Origin of the sequence: Tenacibaculum sp. AHE14PA, from assembly GCF_019278465.1 — a bacterium.
Lineage (GTDB): Bacteria > Bacteroidota > Bacteroidia > Flavobacteriales > Flavobacteriaceae > Polaribacter > Polaribacter bernardetii.
This window is the reverse complement of the sequence record NZ_CP058983.1, coordinates 1,790,091-1,811,155: the sequence shown is the minus strand read 5'-3', so window position 1 is coordinate 1,811,155 and position 21,065 is coordinate 1,790,091. Positions and strand designations below refer to the sequence as shown.

22 protein-coding genes are annotated in these 21,065 nt (G+C 31.3%); 15 read left to right on the top strand and 7 right to left on the bottom strand.

From position 1 onward, the window contains the following. Nucleotides 1–8: 8 nt before the first annotated feature. Nucleotides 9–416, bottom strand: a complete 408-nt coding sequence (locus H0I30_RS08300) for a DUF6146 family protein (RefSeq protein ID WP_218771401.1) — start codon at nucleotides 414–416, stop codon at nucleotides 9–11. A gap of 99 nt (nucleotides 417–515) precedes the next feature. Between H0I30_RS08300 and H0I30_RS08295 the strand changes: the two genes are divergently transcribed. From H0I30_RS08295 to H0I30_RS08285, 3 genes are all read left to right on the top strand, one after another. Further along, entirely contained in the window at nucleotides 516–1,076 is a 561-nt protein-coding gene (locus H0I30_RS08295) for a DNA-3-methyladenine glycosylase I (protein ID WP_218771400.1), read from the top strand. Nucleotides 1,077–1,121: 45 nt separating this feature from the next. Next, nucleotides 1,122–3,164, top strand: coding sequence for a dipeptidyl peptidase 3 (locus H0I30_RS08290; RefSeq protein WP_218771399.1), 2,043 nt, complete (start codon nucleotides 1,122–1,124; stop codon nucleotides 3,162–3,164). A gap of 82 nt (nucleotides 3,165–3,246) precedes the next feature. Beyond that, the gene (locus H0I30_RS08285; RefSeq protein ID WP_218771398.1) at nucleotides 3,247–4,167 is read left to right on the top strand and encodes an ion channel; all 921 of its coding nucleotides are present in this window, start codon (nucleotides 3,247–3,249) and stop codon (nucleotides 4,165–4,167) included. Here H0I30_RS08285 and H0I30_RS08280 read toward each other — a convergent pair. Continuing rightward, nucleotides 4,164–4,379 carry a hypothetical protein gene (locus H0I30_RS08280; RefSeq protein ID WP_255554355.1) on the bottom strand — a complete coding sequence of 72 codons (216 nt, stop codon included), beginning with the start codon at nucleotides 4,377–4,379 and terminating at the stop codon, nucleotides 4,164–4,166. The genes H0I30_RS08285 and H0I30_RS08280 overlap by 4 nt on opposite strands. Before the next feature lie 103 nt (nucleotides 4,380–4,482). Between H0I30_RS08280 and H0I30_RS08275 the strand changes: the two genes are divergently transcribed. Continuing rightward, a complete protein-coding gene (locus tag H0I30_RS08275) occupies nucleotides 4,483–4,863 on the top strand; it encodes a nucleoside triphosphate pyrophosphohydrolase family protein (RefSeq protein ID WP_218771397.1) in 381 nt (126 codons plus the stop codon). 60 nt (nucleotides 4,864–4,923) lie between these two features. Here H0I30_RS08275 and H0I30_RS08270 read toward each other — a convergent pair whose 3' ends face one another. Both H0I30_RS08270 and H0I30_RS08265 read right to left on the bottom strand, forming a co-directional pair. Continuing rightward, nucleotides 4,924–5,958, bottom strand: a complete 1,035-nt coding sequence (locus H0I30_RS08270) for a TlpA disulfide reductase family protein (protein ID WP_218771396.1) — start codon at nucleotides 5,956–5,958, stop codon at nucleotides 4,924–4,926. A gap of 56 nt (nucleotides 5,959–6,014) precedes the next feature. Then, nucleotides 6,015–7,064, bottom strand: coding sequence for a branched-chain amino acid aminotransferase (locus H0I30_RS08265; RefSeq protein ID WP_218771395.1), 1,050 nt, complete (start codon nucleotides 7,062–7,064; stop codon nucleotides 6,015–6,017). 119 nt (nucleotides 7,065–7,183) lie between these two features. Between H0I30_RS08265 and H0I30_RS08260 the strand changes: the two genes are divergently transcribed. The 4 genes from H0I30_RS08260 (at nucleotide 7,184) to H0I30_RS08250 (ending at nucleotide 9,271) form a co-directional block, all read left to right on the top strand. Next, entirely contained in the window at nucleotides 7,184–7,681 is a 498-nt protein-coding gene (locus H0I30_RS08260) for a DUF4920 domain-containing protein (RefSeq protein WP_218771394.1), read from the top strand. A gap of 10 nt (nucleotides 7,682–7,691) precedes the next feature. Further along, complete coding sequence (gene mnmD, locus H0I30_RS08255) at nucleotides 7,692–8,351, top strand: tRNA (5-methylaminomethyl-2-thiouridine)(34)-methyltransferase MnmD (RefSeq protein WP_218773502.1); 660 nt, start codon at nucleotides 7,692–7,694, stop codon at nucleotides 8,349–8,351. Between the two features lie 68 nt (nucleotides 8,352–8,419). Beyond that, nucleotides 8,420–8,551 carry a hypothetical protein gene (locus H0I30_RS13040; RefSeq protein ID WP_255555814.1) on the top strand — a complete coding sequence of 44 codons (132 nt, stop codon included), beginning with the start codon at nucleotides 8,420–8,422 and terminating at the stop codon, nucleotides 8,549–8,551. Beyond that, a complete protein-coding gene (locus H0I30_RS08250; protein ID WP_218771393.1) occupies nucleotides 8,552–9,271 on the top strand; it encodes a tRNA1(Val) (adenine(37)-N6)-methyltransferase in 720 nt (239 codons plus the stop codon). 9 nt (nucleotides 9,272–9,280) lie between these two features. On the opposite strand, the gene H0I30_RS08245 is transcribed toward H0I30_RS08250, so the two are convergent. From H0I30_RS08245 to H0I30_RS08235, 3 genes are all read right to left on the bottom strand, one after another. Further along, on the bottom strand, nucleotides 9,281–10,132 hold the full coding sequence (locus tag H0I30_RS08245; RefSeq protein ID WP_218771392.1) for an alpha/beta fold hydrolase: 852 nt from the start codon (nucleotides 10,130–10,132) through the stop codon (nucleotides 9,281–9,283). Nucleotides 10,133–10,381: 249 nt separating this feature from the next. Beyond that, nucleotides 10,382–11,485 carry a DUF748 domain-containing protein gene (locus H0I30_RS08240; protein WP_218771391.1) on the bottom strand — a complete coding sequence of 368 codons (1,104 nt, stop codon included), beginning with the start codon at nucleotides 11,483–11,485 and terminating at the stop codon, nucleotides 10,382–10,384. Nucleotides 11,486–11,592: 107 nt separating this feature from the next. Next, the gene (locus H0I30_RS08235) at nucleotides 11,593–12,963 is read right to left on the bottom strand and encodes a saccharopine dehydrogenase family protein (protein WP_218771390.1); all 1,371 of its coding nucleotides are present in this window, start codon (nucleotides 12,961–12,963) and stop codon (nucleotides 11,593–11,595) included. Nucleotides 12,964–13,044: 81 nt separating this feature from the next. On the opposite strand from H0I30_RS08235, the gene H0I30_RS08230 reads away from it, so the two are divergent. The 7 genes from H0I30_RS08230 (at nucleotide 13,045) to H0I30_RS08200 (ending at nucleotide 21,004) form a co-directional block, all read left to right on the top strand. Then, nucleotides 13,045–13,419, top strand: a complete 375-nt coding sequence (locus H0I30_RS08230) for a DUF423 domain-containing protein (protein WP_218771389.1) — start codon at nucleotides 13,045–13,047, stop codon at nucleotides 13,417–13,419. A 94-nt stretch (nucleotides 13,420–13,513) separates the two neighbouring features. Beyond that, entirely contained in the window at nucleotides 13,514–15,124 is a 1,611-nt protein-coding gene (gene pckA / locus H0I30_RS08225; protein WP_218771388.1) for a phosphoenolpyruvate carboxykinase (ATP), read from the top strand. 76 nt (nucleotides 15,125–15,200) lie between these two features. Then, nucleotides 15,201–16,820 (top strand): adenine deaminase, encoded by a 1,620-nt coding sequence (ade, locus tag H0I30_RS08220; protein ID WP_218771387.1) that lies wholly within the window; start codon nucleotides 15,201–15,203, stop codon nucleotides 16,818–16,820. 103 nt (nucleotides 16,821–16,923) lie between these two features. Further along, the gene (gene ruvC / locus H0I30_RS08215) at nucleotides 16,924–17,478 is read left to right on the top strand and encodes a crossover junction endodeoxyribonuclease RuvC (protein ID WP_218771386.1); all 555 of its coding nucleotides are present in this window, start codon (nucleotides 16,924–16,926) and stop codon (nucleotides 17,476–17,478) included. Nucleotides 17,479–17,484: 6 nt separating this feature from the next. Continuing rightward, nucleotides 17,485–18,687, top strand: coding sequence for a radical SAM family heme chaperone HemW (gene hemW / locus H0I30_RS08210; protein ID WP_218771385.1), 1,203 nt, complete (start codon nucleotides 17,485–17,487; stop codon nucleotides 18,685–18,687). Between the two features lie 7 nt (nucleotides 18,688–18,694). After that, nucleotides 18,695–19,444, top strand: a complete 750-nt coding sequence (locus tag H0I30_RS08205; protein WP_218771384.1) for a cyclase family protein — start codon at nucleotides 18,695–18,697, stop codon at nucleotides 19,442–19,444. Between the two features lie 342 nt (nucleotides 19,445–19,786). After that, nucleotides 19,787–21,004 carry an MFS transporter gene (locus tag H0I30_RS08200; protein ID WP_218771383.1) on the top strand — a complete coding sequence of 406 codons (1,218 nt, stop codon included), beginning with the start codon at nucleotides 19,787–19,789 and terminating at the stop codon, nucleotides 21,002–21,004. The last annotated feature ends 61 nt before the right edge of the window (nucleotides 21,005–21,065 follow it).

Below are 21,065 nucleotides of genomic sequence, written 5' to 3'. Positions count from 1 at the left end.
TTTATTTTTTAACGTAAAGTCATTCGGTATTTACGTTGTGCAAACTCAAAATAATTAAAAAGTTTATAGTTCACATCATAGCCGTAATTAACATTTTGGTTATAGTCAATGATGTTCTCGTAGATGTTGGTGTTAAAATTAAAAGGGTTGTTAACTCTAGAATTCCATACAGAAACATACAAACGGTTTTTGTTTTCTAAGTAAAACTGAGAATGAAATCCTGGCGGCCTTGCAATGGTATTTAAATAAGTTGTAAAGCCAATGTCAATAATTGTAATTTCATACTCTAAGCTGTCATTTTTAATAACAACAGGTGCTTCTTTTACGGTAGTTTTATTTTTTATAGATGAAGATCCACAAGCATAAAAGGAAATTATTAAGATGATTACTGTCGAAAAATATTTTAAAGTTTTCATAATCTGTAAATTAGATACCTATAAAGTTGCAAAAATTATTCCGTTTTTCATTGATTTTTAGTTTGTTTAACAGTAATTTTCAACTTTAAAGACAAGAAAATGAAGAAAAGATGTTTTTGGGTGAGTGATGATCCGTTATATATAGCGTATCACGACAAAGAGTGGGGCGTTACCGTTTACGATGATAAAGCCTTATTTGAGTTTTTGATTTTAGAAACTTTTCAGGCAGGTTTAAGTTGGATTACCATTTTAAAGAAAAGAGAAAATTTTAGATTAGCATTTGATGATTTTGATTATAAAAAAATTGCAGTTTATAATGAAGATAAGTATAACGAATTGTTGCAAAATGTTGGAATTATAAGAAATAAATTAAAAATTAAATCGGCAATTTCTAATGCGAAGCTTTTTATGGAAGTCCAAAAAGAATTTGGTTCTTTCTCGAAATATATTTGGGGATTTGTTGATGGCAAGCCAATTAAAAATACTTTCGATAAGCGAGAAGATGTACCTGCAACATCAGCATTGTCAGATAAAATATCAAAAGATTTAAAAAAACGCGGATTCAAGTTTGTAGGCTCTACGGTTATGTATGCTTATATGCAAGCTACTGGTATGGTGAACGATCATACAACCGATTGTTTTAGACATAACGAAATTTAAAATTTGTACATTTATCAACTGAAAAATCAATTTAAAACTATAAAAATGAAATTAAGAAAAATGCTTTATACTGCAACTGCAGTTAGCTTATTGGTTTCTTGTGGAGTGGAAAATAAAAAAGAAGCTAAAGAAACAAAAGAAGAGGTAAAAACGGAAGCGAAGTTTAACCATGAGGTTGAGCAATTTGCGGATATAAAAGTTTTAAGATATCAAATTCCGGGGTTTGAGGAATTAACCTTAAAAGAAAAAAAGTTAGTGTACTATTTAACGCAAGCTGGTTTATCGGGTCGTGATATTATGTGGGATCAAAACTACCGTCATAACTTAGAGATTAGAACTGCTTTAGAAAACGTAAACACTAATTATAAAGGAGATAAAAGCTCGGAAGACTTTAAAAAATTTACCACTTATTTAAAGCGTGTTTGGTTTTCAAACGGAATTCATCACCATTATTCTAACGATAAAATTAAGCCTACTTTTTCTAAAGATTATTTAGTTGGTTTATTAAAAGAAGTGAATGTTACTTTATCTGCAGAAGCATTAGAAGTTATTTTTAATGAAAAAGATGCTAAAAAAGTAAATAAAAAGGCAGGAGTTGATAATGTGTTAGCGTCAGCAATTAATTTTTACGGACCAGATATTACAAGTAAAGATGTTGAAACTTTTTATAAAACAGCATATAAAGGACCAAAAGGACAACCGATAGAAGCTGGATTAAACTCTAAATTAGTTCGTGAAAACGGAAAATTAGTAGAAAAAGTATGGAAATCGGGCGGAATGTATGGAACTGCGATCGATAAAATTGTGTATTGGTTAGAGAAGGCTCAAGGTGTTGCAGAAAACGAAAAGCAAGCAGAAACTTTAGGGTTGTTAATAGAATACTACAAAACAGGAAGTTTAGATGTTTGGGATAAATATTGTATTTCTTGGGCTACGTCAACAGAAGGAAATATTGATTGGATAAACGGCTTTATAGAAGTGTATAATGATCCTAAAGGATATAGAGGTTCTTACGAAACAGTTGTGCAAATTAAAGATTTTGACATGTCTAAAAAGATGAAAGTTTTATCTGACAACGCGCAATGGTTTGAAGATAATTCTCCGTTAGATGAAAATCATAAAAAGAAAAACGTAGTAGGAGTTTCTTATAAAACAGTAAATGTTGCAGGTGAAGCTGGTGATGCATCGCCAAGTACACCAATTGGAGTGAATTTACCAAATAATAATTGGATTCGCCAAGAGCACGGTTCTAAATCAGTTTCATTAGGGAATATTATTGGCGCTTATAACAATGCTGGTGGTTCTGGTAGATTAAAAGAGTTTGCGTATAGTGAAGAGGAAGTGAAATTAGAACTTGAACACGGAAAATTAGCAGATAAGTTACACACTGCTTTACATGAGGTAATTGGTCATGCTTCGGGTCAGATAAATGAAGGAGTTGGACAACCAAAAGAAACATTAAAAAACTATGCATCTACAATGGAAGAGGGTAGAGCAGATTTAGTTGGCTTGTATTACTTAATGGATCCTAAATTGCAAGAATTAGGTTTGGTAAGCGATTGGGAAAAAGTAGGTAAAGCAGCTTATGACGGGTATATTAGAAATGGGTTAATGACTCAATTAATTCGTATTAATTTAGGTGATGATATTGAGGAAGATCATATGGTAAATCGTCAATGGGTTTCAGCTTGGTCTTTTGAGCAAGGAAAGAAAGATAATGTAATTGAAAAGGTTACTAAAGACGGTAAAATATACTTTGTTGTAAATGATTATATGAAACTTCGTGAAATTTTTGGTCGTTTATTAAAAGAAGCACAAAGAATTAAATCGGAAGGAGATTTTGAAGCAGCCAAAGCATTAGTAGAAGGCTATGGTGTTAAGGTAAATAAAGATATTCATAAGGAAGTGAAACAGAGAAATGAGAAATTTCCTGACGCAGCTTATAGCGGATTTGTAAACCCTGTTTTAGTAACAGAAGTAGATGAAGAAGGTAATATTACAAATGTAAAAGTTACACAACCAAAAACTTTTGAAGAGCAAATGAAATTTTATGCTAAGAATTATAATTTTTTATCAGTAAAAAACTAAGTAATTAGTTTAATTAATTCATGAAAAACCGATTCTTTAATAAAGAATCGGTTTTTGTATTTTTACAAAGTAAAATAATGTAATGGCAAGAAAAATTAAAGATCCAGGATTGGGTTATAATTCCCAAGAAAACAGTAGAGGTCTTATTAATAAAGACGGAAGTTCTAATGTAGTTCATGTAAACAAAAATGTTAATATAGATGATTTATACACCTATTTTGTTGAAATGTCTTGGGGTAAATTCTTCTTTTTAGTTTTTTTAGGTTACACCTTTTTAAATGTTTTCTTCGGTCTCGTTTATACTTTAATAGGTATTGAGGAAATTACTCAGCCAGATGAATTTTTTTTATATGATTTTTTAAATGGATTCTTTTTTAGCGCACAAACATTAACAACTGTTGGTTATGGTGGTATTGCTCCGCATGGAGTAGCATCTAACATGGTAGCTTCTTTCGAAGCAATGTTAGGTTTGTTATCTTTTTCTTTTATTACAGGACTATTATATGGTCGGTTTTCTAAACCAAAAGCAGCTATCCGTTTTAGTGATAATTTAGTGTTAAGAGATTTTAAAGAACACAAAGCATTGATGTTTCGATTAATGAATAACCGAAAAACTGTAATGATTGAGCCAGAAATTAAAGTTACTTTGGTTTTAAATGAAGAGAATAAAAAAGGAAATTATAAACGAGAATTTTATGAATTAAGATTAGAAAGAGATAGTATAATGTACTTACCAACAATTTGGACAGTGGTACATGAAATAAGCAAAGAAAGTCCGCTATATAAATACACAAAAGAGCAAATAAAAGAAATGGATGGACAAGTATATATATTACTTAAATATTACGAAGAGTCTTTTGGGCAAAAAGTATATCAAGCAACCTCATATAATTTCTCTAATTTAGAAATAGACATGAAATATGCCTCTTCTTCTTATTTTGATGAGGAAGGTTATACAATTTTAAACCACGATAAATTAAGTGAAGTGCAAAAAATGGATTAACCTTTAATCAAAAATTTAGCAAGAAATAAAAGAACGATTAAACTCAATATTCCTATAGCTACATAAATAGCAGCATTTTTGTAATATTTTTTATTGTTTTTTGCATCTTTTTTGTAGCTATAAATCATTAAAATGATAAAAGCGATAACAAATATACTAGCAAAAACAATTCTGCCAGGAGTAAACATTTTTGCGGCGATAAGATTAAACATAAAATTATATTTTTAGCAAAGTTAAAGAATGATTTTATAATGAAGAAAATTAAACTAGTTATTCGAGCGTAATTAAAATATAAAAGAACTAAAGTTATTTAAAATGAAGAACAAAATAAAAGCAGTACACGAATTTCATTCAGCGTTTAAATTAAATATTCAAAATAAACCAACAGTTGCTATTACTGATGACAGAAAGCAGTTGCGATTTGAGTTAATGAAAGAAGAGAATGAAGAGTATTTAGAAGCTGCTAAAAACAATGATTTAGTTGAGGTTGCTGATGCTTTGGGAGATATGCTATATATTTTATGCGGAACGATTATAGAACACGGAATGCAAGATAAAATAGAAGAAGTTTTTAATGAAATTCAGCGAAGTAATATGAGTAAGTTGGATGAAGATGGTAATCCTATTTATCGTGAAGATGGTAAAGTTTTAAAAGGTCCAAATTACTTTAAACCAAATATAAAAGAGATTTTATAATAACAAAAAAGTTCCTCATTTTTAAATGATGAACTTTTTTTTGCAATATTATATAGTCCGTTACTTACCTAAAATACGTTCTAATTCTGACGTTAAGGTTTTTACATTGTTAACCATTTTAATAATAACACCGTTAGCATCTACAATAAGGTGTGTTGGGTATTGTTTTACTTTTAATTTCTTAGCCATGTACTTTTTTTGATTTGGTACAGTAACATATTTAAAAGGTTTTGTTTTTAGGAATTCAATTAATTTATCTTTTTCATCAAAAGCTAAACTAATAAACTCAATATTGTCGTCTTTATATTTATCTACCAAATTGTTTAGCTGAGGAAACTCTTCAACACAAACTTTACAGGTAATAAACCAACATTTTAAAACAACTATTTTTCCTTTAGTATCTGCTTTGTTATGAGATTTACCTTTTAAATCAACAAAATCATAACTAGGAAGTTTTTTACCTTCCATTTTAAAATACTGATGCGCAATTGTAGCTTTACTTACAATTGATTTTTTTATTTTTTCCTGATCATCTCCTTCAATATTTGTTAATTGATATTGAATCTTCCCTTCCTTTTCAGATTTAACAGCAATATAGCCACCTGTTCTTAACAGTGTTAAAAACATTCCTTTATCCATAATAGCTCCCATATTATCAAGAGGATTAAAGGTTGACATTAAGTCGATGTTTCTTTTGTTGTAACTATTCCAGTTGTCAAAACTGTTCTGAATATCATCTATGTTTATAGTTTCTAAAGGCGTGCTTTCATCTTCTGTAGCACTATCTGTTTCTACAACTTCATCTTCTGTTTCGATTTCTGTAGGCGCTTTATCTTTATTTTCAGTTTCGATATCAATAGCAGCCTCGTCTTCACTCTCAGTATCTATAGTTGATTCATCTTCAATTACTTCACCTTCATTTTCATCCTCTTCTATAACAGCTTCTTCTTTAGGCTCTTCTATTGTTTCGGTAACTGTTTCTGGTTTATCTACTTTTTCAGTTGTATTGAAATAAGTATTTAAAACAAAAAAAGACAAAACAAAACCTACAATAATAGATAATAAAGCTGGTATAATATTTTTAATTCCTCCCATATAATTTTTTAAAAATCTGATTCTGAATTACTAAGATAGTTTTTTTTTGATGAAACTTAAATCTTAACTCTCCAGTTGTGCTTGTCTTCGGCTTTATTGTATTGTATATCTAAAAGCTTTTCTTTAAAAAGAGTAGCATAAGAATCATTAATACTAGGTAGTTCAAACACATCTTCTTGGTGTTTAAATCCTTTTATAGGGTTTATAACAGCGGCAGTTCCTGAACCAAAAATTTCTTTTAATTCACCTAAACGAGCAGCTTCTTTAATTTCAGCGACAGATACTCTACGAACCTCTACTTCAATATTATTGTCTTCAGCTAGCTGTATGATAGATTTACGAGTAATTCCGTCTAAAATACGATCATTAGTAGGTGTTGTAATTAACGTATCACCAACTCTAAAAAAGATATTCATGGTACCAGCTTCCTCTAAATACTCGTGCGTATCAGCATCTGTCCAAATTATTTGTTGAAAACCTTCTTTATTTGCCAATTGTGTAGGGTAAAACTGTGCAGCATAGTTACCTGCAGCTTTAGCGAAACCAACACCACCGTTTGCAGAACGGCTATATTCTTCAGCAAATAATACTCTAACCTCACCAGCATAGTATGATTGAGCAGGCGAACATATAATTATAAATTTATATTCGTCGGCAGGTGAAGCTGCGATAGCACCTTCGGTAGCAATTATAAACGGACGTATATAAAGAGAATTACCTAATCCTTTTTTTATCCATTCTTTATCTAACTTTAAAAGAGCGTTTAATCCTTCTAAAAACACCTCTTTAGGTACAGATGGCATTGCTAAACGATTTGCAGAAGCATTTATTCTATCAAAATTATCTTCAGGTCTAAACAAAAAAACATCATCATTATCATCCTTAAAAGCTTTCATACCTTCAAAAACAGCTTGTCCATAATGAAATACTCTAGCCGATGGTTCAAACAACATTGGGCCATAAGGCTTTATTGTAGGGTTTTTCCATTCTCCATCAGAAAAATCACAAACAAACATGTGGTCCGAAAATGTGCGACCAAAAGTTAAGTTGTTAAAATCTACTGAAGCTATTTTTGTTTGTGCTATTTGCTGAATATCTATGTTCATAAAATCCTGTTTTTGCAGTACTGCAAAGATACAAAAACAAGAACATAAAGATTTGTTAAAAGTAACCACTTCACTAATTATAATTATATTTGCTATAAATTAATTTTAATCTTTTGATAATGAAAAGAATACTAACTTATTGCCTGTTTTTAAGTTTCTTATTAATAGCTTGTAAAGCAGAAAAGAAACAAGGAGTAAAAGAAAATGAAACCGTTAAAACTGGATATGCATCGTTTGGTGAAAAAATAGAAAGTGCCAATACGCTTTCAGAAGCACAAATGTCTGCAAAGTTTGATGCTTTAAAAATAGGAGACACTATAAATGTAAAGTTTGCTTCTAATATAGATGAGGTGTGTACAAAAAAAGGATGTTGGATGGTTTTGCCTGCGGCGGATAAAAAAACAATGGTAAAATTTAAAAATTATGGTTTTTTTATGCCTTTAGATAGCCAAGGAAGTGAGGTTATTGTTGAAGGAAAAGCATTCGTAAAAGAAACACCTGTTGAAGAATTACGTCATTATGCAGAAGATGCAGGTAAGACAAAAGAAGAAATAGAAAAAATAACAACACCTAAAAAAGAATATGCTTTTTTAGCGCACGGAGTATTAATGAAATAAATATTTTATTATTAAACGAGAAATTATAATTACCTCAGATGGATCTACAACGATCCATTTACCAGACTGGAACGAACATTATCATTCTAAACATGGTGCAATACAAGAAGCGTATCATGTTTTTATAAAAAGCGGATTGGCGCTGCAAAATAAATCAGAAATTTCTATTTTAGAAATAGGTTTTGGAACAGGTTTAAACTGTTTTATCACTTTTTTAGAAAGTGATAAAACAGTTAATTACGTTGGTGTAGAAGCCTACCCAGTAGTAAGTGAAGAAGTTGCAAAGCTAAATTATGTTATAGAGTTAACGGCAACAAGTAAACAAGCGGTTTTCGATAAAATGCATTCGCTATCTTGGGAAGATAAACATGAAATTACGAAAGACTTTTATTTAACAAAGCGTCAGCAGTTTTTTAAAGATATAGAAGATGAAGAAGCTTTTGATTTAGTATATTTTGATGCATTCGGAGCAGAACATCAACCAGATTTGTGGACAGAAGATATCTTTAAACGTATGTTTGAAGCTTTAAAAGAAAACGGAATTTTAGTTACTTATTCAGCAAAAGGAAGTGTGCGTAGAGCAATGCAAGCGGTAGGGTTTACTGTTGAGCGTTTGCCTGGGCCTCCTGGAAAAAGAGAAATGTTGCGAGCAACAAAACCTACTGTGTAATTAGGTTTTCTCATTTTAAGAGTAGAGTAGATTGATAAAACTTTTATTCATCATAAAATATAATAAAAATGAAATTTAAAAGACGGTTTGGTAAGAATAGAGAAACAAAACCCAAAAAAGGATTGTACTTAATGCTAGTTTTAGTTGTTGTGTTGTACTTGTTTTTTAATGCAGATAAAATAATCGGAAGATTTTTCTAAATGAAACCATTTAAATTTAAAGAATTTACAGTAAATCAAGATAAAACAGCCATGAAAATTGGTACAGATGCCGTTTTACTAGGTGCTTGGTGTTCTTTAGGAGAATATCCAGATGCTATTTTAGATATCGGATCAGGCACTGGTGTTATTGCGTTAATGTTAGCACAACGAAGTGATGCAATGACTATTGATGCGGTTGAAATCGATGAAAATGCTTATGAGCAAACAGTAGGGAATTTTGAGCAATCAGATTGGGGAGATCGTTTGTTTTGTTACAGCGCCTCTTTTAATCATTTTGTAGAAGAAATGGAGGAAGAAGAAGAGCAGTATGATGTTATTGTTTCTAATCCGCCGTTTTATACGGATGATTTTGAGACTGAAAACGAAGCTCGTAATAAAGCCCGCTTTACTTCATCCTTAACTTTTGAAGAATTACTAATTGGGGTTTCTAAAATTTTATCTAAGCAAGGTGTTTTTTCTGTTGTGATTCCTTTTAAAGAAGAAGAGAATTTTGTGAAACTTGCGAATACTTGCAGCTTGTTTTTAAGTAAAGTTTGCCATGTAAAAGGTAACGAAAATACCGAAGTAAAAAGAAGTTTACTGTCTTTCTCTTTTGAGCAAAAAGAGATAATAAAAGAAAATTTAGTTATAGAAAAAGAAAGGCACCAGTATACTGATGCCTATATGAATCTTACCAAAGATTTTTATTTAAAAATGTAATTTTTACAATTAGTTTTTATCGCTGTAATCAAAATCGTTTGTTAGAAATTTCTCAGCTATTTCATTAAAATTTTTTGCACTATTACGAGGTATTCCATGGTTTGCACCTGGAACAATACATAATTGAGATTTTTTAATATTATTAAAAATCTCAACAGCGTGTTGATTTTTAATAATATCTCTATCACCGATTGTTATCAATACAGGTGCCGTTATTTTTTGTAAATCAGCGTGACTAATATCAGGTTGATTTAAAAGTAATTCATCTAATAGTAATTCTTTTTTCCAGTTTTTAGAAGTGTCGCCCTTTTTTATCATTTTTAAGGTTTCAGCATGCATGTCTTTAACTTGCTGAATAGCCCAGTCGTTAACGGCAGTTTTATCGAATCTTAAATTCGGCCCCATAGTAACAATTTTGTTAATTTTCACTTTATTTCTAATCCCCATTTTTAAACCAATAATTCCACCATCACTCCAACCAAGAATGTTTATAGAAGTTAAGTTTAAATGCTTGGCAAGACCTTCTAAATCTTTTGCCATTTTAAGATATGTTAAAGTCTTTGTTTTTAATTCTGATTTTCCTTGTCCTCTACTATCAGCAGCAATTACTCTGTATTTGTCTTTAAAATAATCAATTTGATATTCCATCGCTTTAATATCGGTACCACAACTATGTATTATTAATAACGGTTCTCCTTTTCCGTATTGTTCATAATAAATTTTAGCGCCATTTATTTTAACATATTTACCAACTTCTTTATTGTTACCATAAGGAGTTTTAAAATTGTTTTGTGCAGTTGTTGTTTTAGGTTGAAAAATTAAAACAAAAATAGTGATTAAGAAAAGTGTTGATTTTTTCATTATTGATTTTAAAAATTTAATTAAATGGTGTTAAGGGTTTGATATTGTTTTAATTAATGAAAATTAGGGGGTGCAAAACTAACTTTAATATATTTAAAAATCAAGTTATATTTATTACTTAATTTTTTGATGTTAAATGAAAAGGCATCTATATATTGATGTCTTTTTTCTAATTCTTAGTGGAGTAATCCTTAATTACTTTCTGTAAAGTGTAGCTTATAAAGATTATTTTTCATTTTCATTTTTTTCTTATGAAGAAGGCTCTTTATCTTCTTTAAAAGCGTCTTTAAACTCTATAGAGCCATCAGTTTCTCCTTTAAAGGCGTTAATCCAAGCATTCTTGAAGATACCTCCAATAGTGGGGAAAATTCCGGCTTTAACATTATTTAAGTCACCTTCAATCGGAATTTCTGTAGCAATTGTATCTGTGCTGTGGTTTTTTAATATGGTTTTAAAAAAGACAACAAAACCTTCCCATAGTGTTTCTAGAAAACCATCTTCTTTGCCTATAAACTTGCTATTTGTAAGAAGTGGCTTCATGTACCCTTTTAAATATCCGTCTGCGATTGCTATTTCACTATATAGTTCTGCTTTACCACTTTCAAAGTCTATGCCGGCATAAAAATTTGTAAAATCATTTAATGCTTTAGCATCTGCATTTTTAAGAGAAAAAGCGATATCCATATCTGGTATCTCTTTTATAATATTCATTTTTCCATCAAGTTTTAGATCTCCGCCACCAAATGAAACTCCTGTAATATTTATGGTCGATGGTAACGTTCTTCCTTTCTCGGCAACATTGCGTAGATTTTTAGCTGTAAGTTCAACTTTACTAATTGATAAATCAATGTTTGGGTCTGCGGATAATTGTACAAAGGCAAACTTTCCGTTGTGCATTTCAAAACGATTTATTTTTAAAGGAACTAAATCTGTTAAAACTTTAGTCCAATCATCTAAGTCTGCTATTCCTTCTTCAGGAGTTGTTTCTTGATCTTCGAATACATAGATAATTTCTGCATTATCCATTATTATTTCTGCTACAATTTCTCCTTCAAATAAAGATTTCCACTCTACAGAAATATCAGTTTTTAGGAATTTTAAAAAAGGTACTTGTGTTTTGGCGTTTACTTTATTTAAATATAATCCATGAATAACATAAGCGCCGCGATATAAAGAAATATCGATTTCTTTAACCTGACCGTAAAAACCAGGTATTTCTGCTAAATTTTCATTGACATAGTTTTTAACTAATGTTGGTAAATAGAGTCTAAAACTTATCAATAATACAATTAAGGTTGCAGGAATTATGTAACGTTTTCTTTTATGAATTGGTTTTTTTACTTTGTTTTTCATTTTCAAATAATATTAAGGGCTTTAATGATATGGCGAATTTTAATTCGCCATATCATTAGTAATAGTTAGCTAAGTTATTAGAAAATAAATACAGTATCAAGTTTAATTTATCCCTTTATAGTTTCTGGGTTGTAGCCTAGATAGGGCACTTTTTTCTCTACAAAAGTAATTCCGTAGTCCTCTAGTTCCTTTAAAATAGGCGCATATACTTCTTTTGTAATAGGTAACTGAACCCCAGGAGTTGTAATGTCACCATTTAAAATACGTAAAGTAGCCATTGCAACAGGTAAACCAACAGTCTTTGCCATTGCTGTATAAGTTTGATCATCACCTTTAATAACCATACTACTTTCTATTTGATATCTTTCATTGTTAAGTTCATAACCAAATTTATGGTGCATTACAATCATATCTTTATCGGCAGCTTCAAGCGTCCATTTTTCTGATAATATTTCCTGTAATATCTGGGCAGGAGTTGCGTTTGAAAGACTTACTTTTTTATCAGCATTAAAAATATCTAACTCTAAAAATTTATCCCACATGATATCATCTTGATCTATTTTTAGATAAGAACGGAATTTTAATTCAACAGAATCCGTAGGAGAATACGCTAAAAATAAATTAGTAAAATCGCGATAGCTTAAGTTCTTAGAGTCTTCAATAGTGTAAGAATCATCTGTCATACCTAGCTGAACAAATACATTCCAAGCTCTAGAAAAACCAACTTTTCTAATCGTACCTCTATACATTGTTGGTACGTTTTCTAAATTATAAATACTTCTGTATTTTAAAGAATCTCGGTTTGCATAGCCTTCAAATTTCCCGTAACCATCAATGTTTAAAAATTCGGTTCTTCTAAAAAGTTTGTGATATGGTATGTATTTATAGGTGTTTTCTTGAATAAACATTGCGGCACCTCCTTGCCCTGCTAATACAACATTTCTTGGGTTCCATGTAAATTTATAGTTCCATAAATTAGTGTCACTTTCAGGGGCAACTAATCCACCAGTAAAAGATTCGAAAAGTAGCATTTTTGCACCTTCATCATGTATTTTATCGATTATTTGCATTGCGCTCATATGATCAATCCCTGGATCTAAACCGATCTCATTCATAAATACTAATCCTTTTGCTTTAACATCGGTATCTAAAGCTTTCATTTCATCAGAAACATACGAAGCTGTAACCATATGTTTGTTGTGAGTAACACAATCTTTTGCTACTTCGATATGAAAACGAGCAGGAAGCATCGAGATAACGATGTCGGCATTTTTAATAGCATCAACACGTTGTGCTGCATTAAAAACATCTAATACAACAGCCGTTGCATTTTTATGGTTGTTAATTTGGTTTTTAGCATTTTCTATAGAAACATCACCAATAGTTATATGTAGGTTTTCTTGTGTAGATTTATCTAATAAATATTTTATAAGAGATGAACAAGATCTACCAGCGCCAATAATTAATATTTTTCTCATTTATAATGTACTTTTGTTGTCTTAAAAATTTAAAAGCACAATATCGCTAAAAAAGTTTAATTTTAAACAAAAAGAACGTAAATGTATAAAAATTTAACAATAGCATCGGTGTTAGGAGGCATCGCAGTAATTTTAGGAGCTTTTGGTGCGCACGCATTAAAAGCAACATTAAGCGAAGAAGCAATGCAAAGCTTTGAAACAGCAGTAAGATATCAGTTTATTCATGTTTTATTATTACTGTTTATAAATACGTTTAAGGAGTTTACATTAAAACAGAAAAACGCTATTAGTTTATTTGTAATTGGTGGAATATTGCTTTTTTCAGGCTCAATTTACGCAATACACTTGTTAGATGTGCCTGCAAAATCAATTTGGTTTGTAACTCCGTTAGGAGGAGTTATGCTAATTATAGGTTGGTCTTTGATGGTTTTTCATTTCTTAAAAAAAAGTTATTAATCAATAATAGTTGATAAAACTTTTCAATGAGGAATGATTTTAATCAAAAAGTTCTATTTTTGTGAGAAATTAAACACAACTAAATTAATTTAAGATGACAAATATTGATAAGAAAACGATATCATTAGATAACTTAGGTATTAAGGACGCTACGATTCGTTATCAATTAACTTCAGACGAATTACAAGATACTACTATAAAAAAAGAACAAGGTGTAAATACTAGTTTTGGTGCATTAGCAGTTAAAACAGGAGAGTTTACAGGTCGTTCACCAATGGATCGTTTTATCGTTAAAGACGATATTACAAAAGATGAAATTTGGTGGGGAGATATAAACATACCTTTCGATTCTGCAAAATTCGATAAACTTTACGATAAAGTAACGAACTACCTTTCTAATAAAGAGGTTTTTGTGCGTGATAGCTATGCATGTGCAGATGAGGATTATAAGCTAAATATTAGAGTTGTAAACGAATATCCTTGGAGTAACATGTTTGCTCACAACATGTTTTTACGTCCAACTGAGGAAGAATTAAAAGATTTTTCTCCTGAGTGGACTGTAATTAATGCACCAGGTTTTATGGCAGATCCAGCAGTTGATGGAACTCGTCAACACAATTTTGCTATTTTAAACTTCGAAAGAAAGGTTGCTTTAATAGGGGGAACCGGTTATACTGGTGAAATTAAAAAAGGAATTTTTTCTGCATTAAACTTTATCTTACCGGTATTTAAAAATACGTTACCAATGCACTGTTCTGCAAACGTTGGTGAAAAAGGTGATACAGCTATTTTCTTCGGATTATCAGGTACAGGAAAAACAACTTTATCTACAGATCCAAAACGTAGTTTGATTGGTGATGATGAACATGGATGGACTTCTGAAAACACTGTTTTTAATTTTGAAGGTGGTTGTTACGCAAAAGTAATCGACTTATCTAAAGATAAAGAACCAGAAATTCACGCAGCGATTAAAAGAGGAGCAATCCTAGAAAACGTTGTAATGGATGTTGAAGGAAATGTAGATTTTCATGACACGTCAATTACACAAAATACACGTGTAAGTTACCCGATACATCATATCGAAAATATTCAAACACCATCAACAGGAAAAAATCCTAAAAATATATTTTTCTTAACTGCAGATGCTTTCGGAGTATTGCCTCCAATATCTAGGTTAACACCAGGTCAAGCAGCATATCACTTTATTTCTGGTTATACAGCTAAAGTTGCAGGTACAGAAGCAGGTGTTACAGAGCCATTACCAAGTTTTTCAGCTTGTTTCGGCGCACCATTTATGCCGTTACACCCAACTCGTTATGCAGAAATGTTAAGCGAAAAAATGAAGGCGTCAGATGTAAATGTTTGGTTGGTAAATACTGGATGGACAGCAGGTCCTTACGGTATTGGTCACAGAATGAAATTAAAGTACACGCGTGCTATGATTAATGCAGCATTAAGCGGAGCTTTAGGAGATGTAAACGAAGAAAACTACCACACACATTCAGTATTTGGTTTAGCACAACCAAGACAATGTCCAGGAGTGCCTTCTGAAATGTTAAGCCAAAGAAAAGCTTGGGATAATGATGAAGAGTATTATAAAACAGCACACAAATTAGCAGATTCATTTAGAGAAAACTTTAAGAAGTTTGAAGAAAATGCAAACGCTGAAATTTTAGCAGGAGGACCACCAAATGTTAAAAAATAAATAATTAAAAGCATCCGAAAGGATGCTTTTTTTATGCGCAAATACTACCTATTTTTGTAGCTTTAAAACCAATAGCATGATTGTACAAGGAAATATAGTTGACATACAAAACAAACGAATCTACAAAGGAGAAGTTGAGGTTGAAAACGGGAAGATAACAGCAGTAAGGGAAAAAAATAACGCTGTAGAGAATTATATTATTCCTGGTTTTGTAGATGCACATATTCATATTGAGAGTTCAATGTTAGTACCTTCAGAATTTGCTAAAATAGCAGTTGTTCATGGTACGGTTGCCACTGTTTCTGATCCGCATGAAATAGCAAATGTTTTAGGGGTAAAAGGAGTAGATTTTATGATTGAAAACGGAAAGAAAGTTCCGTTAAAATTTAATTTTGGTGCACCAAGTTGTGTACCCGCAACATCTTTTGAAAGTGCAGGCGCAATTATCGATTCTGAGGATATTAAATTGATGATGGAAAATCCTGATATCAAATATTTAGCAGAAATGATGAATTATCCTGGGGTTTTGTTTGATGATGAAGAGGTTTTAAAAAAGATTCAGCATGCAAAAAATAATAATAAACCTATTGACGGTCATGCGCCAGGTTTAAGAGGTGATGATGTTACTAAATATATATCGGCAGGAATTTCTACCGACCACGAATGCTTTAGTTATGATGAGGCTTTAGAGAAACTTCAAAAAGGAATGAAAGTAATTATTCGTGAAGGGAGTGCTGCTAAAAATTTCGAAGCATTGATTGATTTATTACCTCATCATTACGAAAATATGATGTTTTGCTCTGATGATAAACATCCAGATGATTTATTAGTAGGTCATTTGAATGAGTTATGTGAGCGTGCGGTAGCAAAAGGCATTGATGTTTTTAAAGTTTTACAGGCAGCTTGTATAAATCCTGTAAAACACTATAATTTAGATGTTGGTTTGTTAGAACAAGGGGATGATGCGGATTTTATTGTAGTTAAAGATTTAAAGAGTTTTAATGTTTTACAAACCTATATTAACGGAGAGTTGATTGCTGAAAACGGAAAATCGTTTGTAAAGTCAGTTCCTTTTAAAGTGTTGAATAATTTTAATACAGATAAAAAGGAAGTAGTTGATTTTGAATTTAAATCTACCGCAACAAAAATTAGAGTTATTGAAGCTTTAGATGGTGAACTAGTAACGAATGAAGTTGAAGCGGATGCTTTGATAAAAGAGGGTAATTTAGTTTCTAACACAGAAACTGATGTATTAAAAATGACGGTTGTAAATCGTTATAAAAATGCTGAGCCATCAATCGCATTTATAAAAAACTTCGGATTAAAAGAAGGAGCAATTGCTAGTTCGGTTGGGCACGATTCTCATAATATAATAGCAGTCGGTGTTTCTGATGAAGCTATATGTAAGGCCGTAAATTTATTGATAGCTAATAAAGGTGGAGTTTGTGCAGTAACGGCATCCGAAGAAAAAATAGTTTCATTACCTGTAGCGGGAATCATGTCTGATAAACCCGCAGAAGAAATAGGTAAAGCGTATGCAGAATTAGATACAATGGCAAAACAAATTGGAAGTAAATTACGAGCACCATATATGAGTTTATCTTTTATGGCACTGTTGGTAATACCAGCGTTAAAACTATCTGATAAAGGATTGTTTGACGGAAATACATTTAAGTTTACTTCACTGGAAGTTTAGTAGTTTTTAGCATCATTCTGAGCTAGTATTAGAACTACACCTTACTTATTATGATGATCACTTAATATTTAATTGATTAGTTTAGTGTTATAGAAATTAAAATTTGAAGACAGAGAAAATTATTTTAGGAATTGACCCCGGAACTTCTATCATGGGATTCGGAATTATAAAAGTGGTGGAAAAAAAAATGGAATTCGTTCAAATGAATGAGTTAATTTTAAAAAAATACGACGATCATTACTTAAAACTAAAGTTAATTTTTGAACGTACAATTGAATTGATAGATACGTATAAACCTGATGAAGTAGCTTTAGAAGCACCTTTTTTTGGTAAAAATGTACAATCGATGTTAAAGCTTGGACGCGCACAAGGAGTTGCGATGGCAGCAGCATTGTCACGCGAAATACCAGTAACAGAATATGCACCACTAAAAATTAAAATGGCAATTACAGGTAACGGAAAATCTAGTAAAGAGCAAGTTGCTTTAATGCTAAAATCCTTATTGAATTTAAAGACCTTACCTAAAAATTTAGATGCAACTGATGGTTTAGCCGCAGCGGTTTGTCATCATTATAATTCAGGAAGGGTTGTAGGTGGTAAAAATTATACTGGTTGGGCAAGTTTTGTAAAGCAGAATGAAAAAAGAGTAAAAAAGTAATTTATTTTGGCAGGAATCTATCTACACATACCGTTTTGCAAGCAAGCATGTTTTTATTGCGATTTCCATTTTTCTACTTCTTTAAAAAGGAAAGATGACTTGGTTTTGTGCATGGTAAAAGAGCTTGAAATCAGAAAAGAAGAATTAGCAAACGAAACCATAGAAACTATTTATTTTGGTGGCGGAACTCCGTCTTTATTATCGAAAGAAGAAATAGAAACCTTGTTAAAGGCAGTTCATCAGAATTATAAAGTAATAGAAAACCCCGAGATTACTTTAGAAGCCAATCCGGATGATTTATCTGATTTGTCCGTTCGAGCGGAGTCGAGAACTATTTTTGAAGAATACAAATTAGCAGGAATAAACAGATTAAGTATTGGCGTGCAATCTTTTTTTGAAGAAGATTTAAAAAGTATGAATCGTGCGCATAAGGCTAAAGAGGCAAAAGAATGTTTATCTATGGCGACCCGCCATTTTGATAATATTACGGTCGATTTAATTTACGGTGTTCCGAATATGAGTAACGAACGATGGAAAGAGAATTTACAAATAGCGTTCGGTTTTGGCGTGAATCATATCTCAAGCTACGCATTAACAGTTGAGCCAAAAACAGCAATGGCTAGTTTTATTAGTCAAGGAAAATATCCAGCACCTGATGAAACGGTAGCAAAAGAACATTTTGATATTTTAGTAGCAGAAACAGCTAAAAACGGATTTATACATTACGAAATTTCAAATTTCGGAAAAGCGGATTACTTTTCGAAACACAACACAAGTTATTGGTTGGGTAAAAAATATATTGGTATCGGTCCGTCTGCGCATTCGTTTAGTAAAACGCATCGTAGTTGGAATGTCGCTAATAACGCAAAATATATAAAGGAACTTCAGCAAGGTAATCTTCCGAATGAAGTAGAAGAATTATCAAAAGAAGATCAGTTTAACGAATATTTAATGACGGGCTTACGAACTATTTGGGGCGTATCGTTAAATAAAATTGATGAAGATTTTAAAGAGGAATTACTAATCTCGTCAAAAAAGTTTATAGATGAAGGTTTACTCGTCATTGCGAGAGAAACGGAGCAATCTTTAGGTTTTAATCAGATTACTTCGTCGTTGTCTCCTCGTAATGACGACAGGGTATTAAAAACAACTCCAAAAGGAAAGTTTTTGGCAGACGGTTTGGCTTCAGAATTATTTATAATTAAATAATAAAAACATGATTGCAGAGATAACTTACAATTCAGAAAAACATAGAATAGATTTATCAAAACCTTTAGATATTTCTATTTCAATAGATGTTTTAAAAGAAAACATCAATGCATGGTATGTTGGTGAACCAGAAATTAAGCCAGTAAAAGAAGGTAATTGGGTTGGTAGTGTTTCTAAAGGGGCAGATGTTAATTTTAATAATATCTCTTTTAATCCGCATGCGCATATAACACATACCGAGTGTGTTGGGCATATTACAAAACAAGTACATTCTGTAAATAAAAATTTAAATAAATTCTTTTTTTTAGCTGAGGTTATTACAATAACCCCAAAGGAGTTAGAACATGGAGATTCTGTAATTACAAAAGGTCAATTACATGCAATTTTAAAAAATAAAGTAAGAGAAGCTGTTGTAATAAGAACATTGCCAAATTCTGATAAAAAAACAAGCACTCGATATTCAAATACAAACCCGCCTTACTTATTAGAAGCAGCCGCTGCTTATTTAAAAGAAATAGGAGTGAAGCATTTATTAATAGATTTACCTTCGGTAGATAAAGAAAAAGATGAAGGTAAATTATTAGCGCACAATGCTTTTTGGAATACCGCAAATGAAATTCGTTTTGATGCAACTATTACAGAATTTATCTATGTAAAAGAATCAATAAAAGACGGAGCATATTTTTTAAATTTAATGATTGCCCCTTTTGAAAATGATGCAACTCCAAGTAAACCTATTTTGTATAAAATTCAATAAGAATAAATTTATAATAGTTGTCAGTTCGAGTGGAGTCGAGAACTACTTTGAAACGAACAAGTAATTAAGAGTAATTTATTTAGAATCAATATGAAATAAGGTTTTAAAATAGTGTTTTGTAAAACCTATTTCTTTTTTTTATAGTTTTACGCTTCAATTAATACTAAAATGGCAATTTTTAATACATATAAGCAATGTAAATGGACCGTGAGATACGGAACATGTCGGGCTACTTATGTATTATGATTATTCAAATATAAAATATATCAATTATAAAAAGTCCGACTTCACAGTCGGATTTTTTTGTTTTTAAGAGCATCAATAACTACTAAACCAAACAGTATGAAAAAACTATATTTTAATTATTTAGAGACGTTTAAAGGGCTTTCAACCGAAGTTTGGTGGCTTGCTCTAATTACACTAATAAATAGAGCAGGTACGATGGTAATTCCGTTTTTATCATTGTATTTAACCAAAGATTTAGACTTCACACTAAAAGATGTAGCTTGGATTATGAGTTGTTTTGGTTTAGGTTCTGTATTAGGATCTTGGTTAGGAGGAAAGCTAACTGATAAAATAGGTTCGTACAAAGTAATGAAAACAAGTTTGTTTTTAACCGGTTTAATGTTTTTAGCCTTGCAGTTTGTAACTACATTTTACGGTTTTTGTATTGGTATCTTTTTGGTGATGTTAGTTGCTGATGCTTTTAGGCCCGCAATGTTTGTAGCTTTAAGTGCTTACAGTAAGCCAGAAAATAAAACACGTTCGGTAACTTTAATCCGTTTGGCAATTAACTTAGGTTTTTCTGCTGGGCCAGCAGTTGGCGGAATTATAATTACTACTTTAAGTTATAGTGGTTTGTTTTGGGTTGATGGTATTACGTGTATTCTAGCAACGTTATTACTTATAAAAGTGTTGAATCCTAAAAAGGCAAAAGTTTTAGATGAGGTGAAAGTTGATAATCCGGTTTCGGTGTTTTCTGACAAGGCTTTTTGGGTGTTTTTTGTAGCGATGTTTATCTTCGGATTTGTGTTTTTACAATACTTTTCAACAATGCCATTGTATTATGAAAACGTTCATGATTTATCTGAGTTAGAGATTGGTTTGTTAATGGGAATGAATGGTTTTTTAATCTTTTTATTGGAAATGCCATTAATTAAGTGGTTAGAAGAAAGTAAGTATTCAAAAGAACGCTTAATGTTTGTAGGTTTATTTTTAACAGGGATAAGTTTTTTAGTACTAAACTTAACAGGTTGGATTGGTATTTTAGTAATAGGAATGTTATTTATGACTATTGGCGAAATGATTGCTTTCCCGTTTTCTAATGCTTTTGTAATGGAGCGTGCAAAAAAGGGAAATCAAGGAGAATATATGGCATATTATAGTATTGCTTTTTCTTTGGCACATATTTTTGGACATAATTCAGGAATGCAATTAGTAGCTGCTTTGGGATTTGATAAAACATGGTGGATTATTACTTTTATGTCGATAATAGGGTTGTTTTTCTTATTGATGTTAAGCAGCGTTGTTAAAAAAGAAAAGTTAGAAGGATTAAATTAAGTTAAAGCAGGAAAGAATAGAAAAAATCCGCCATGGCGAATTAATTAGCCCAAAAGAAATA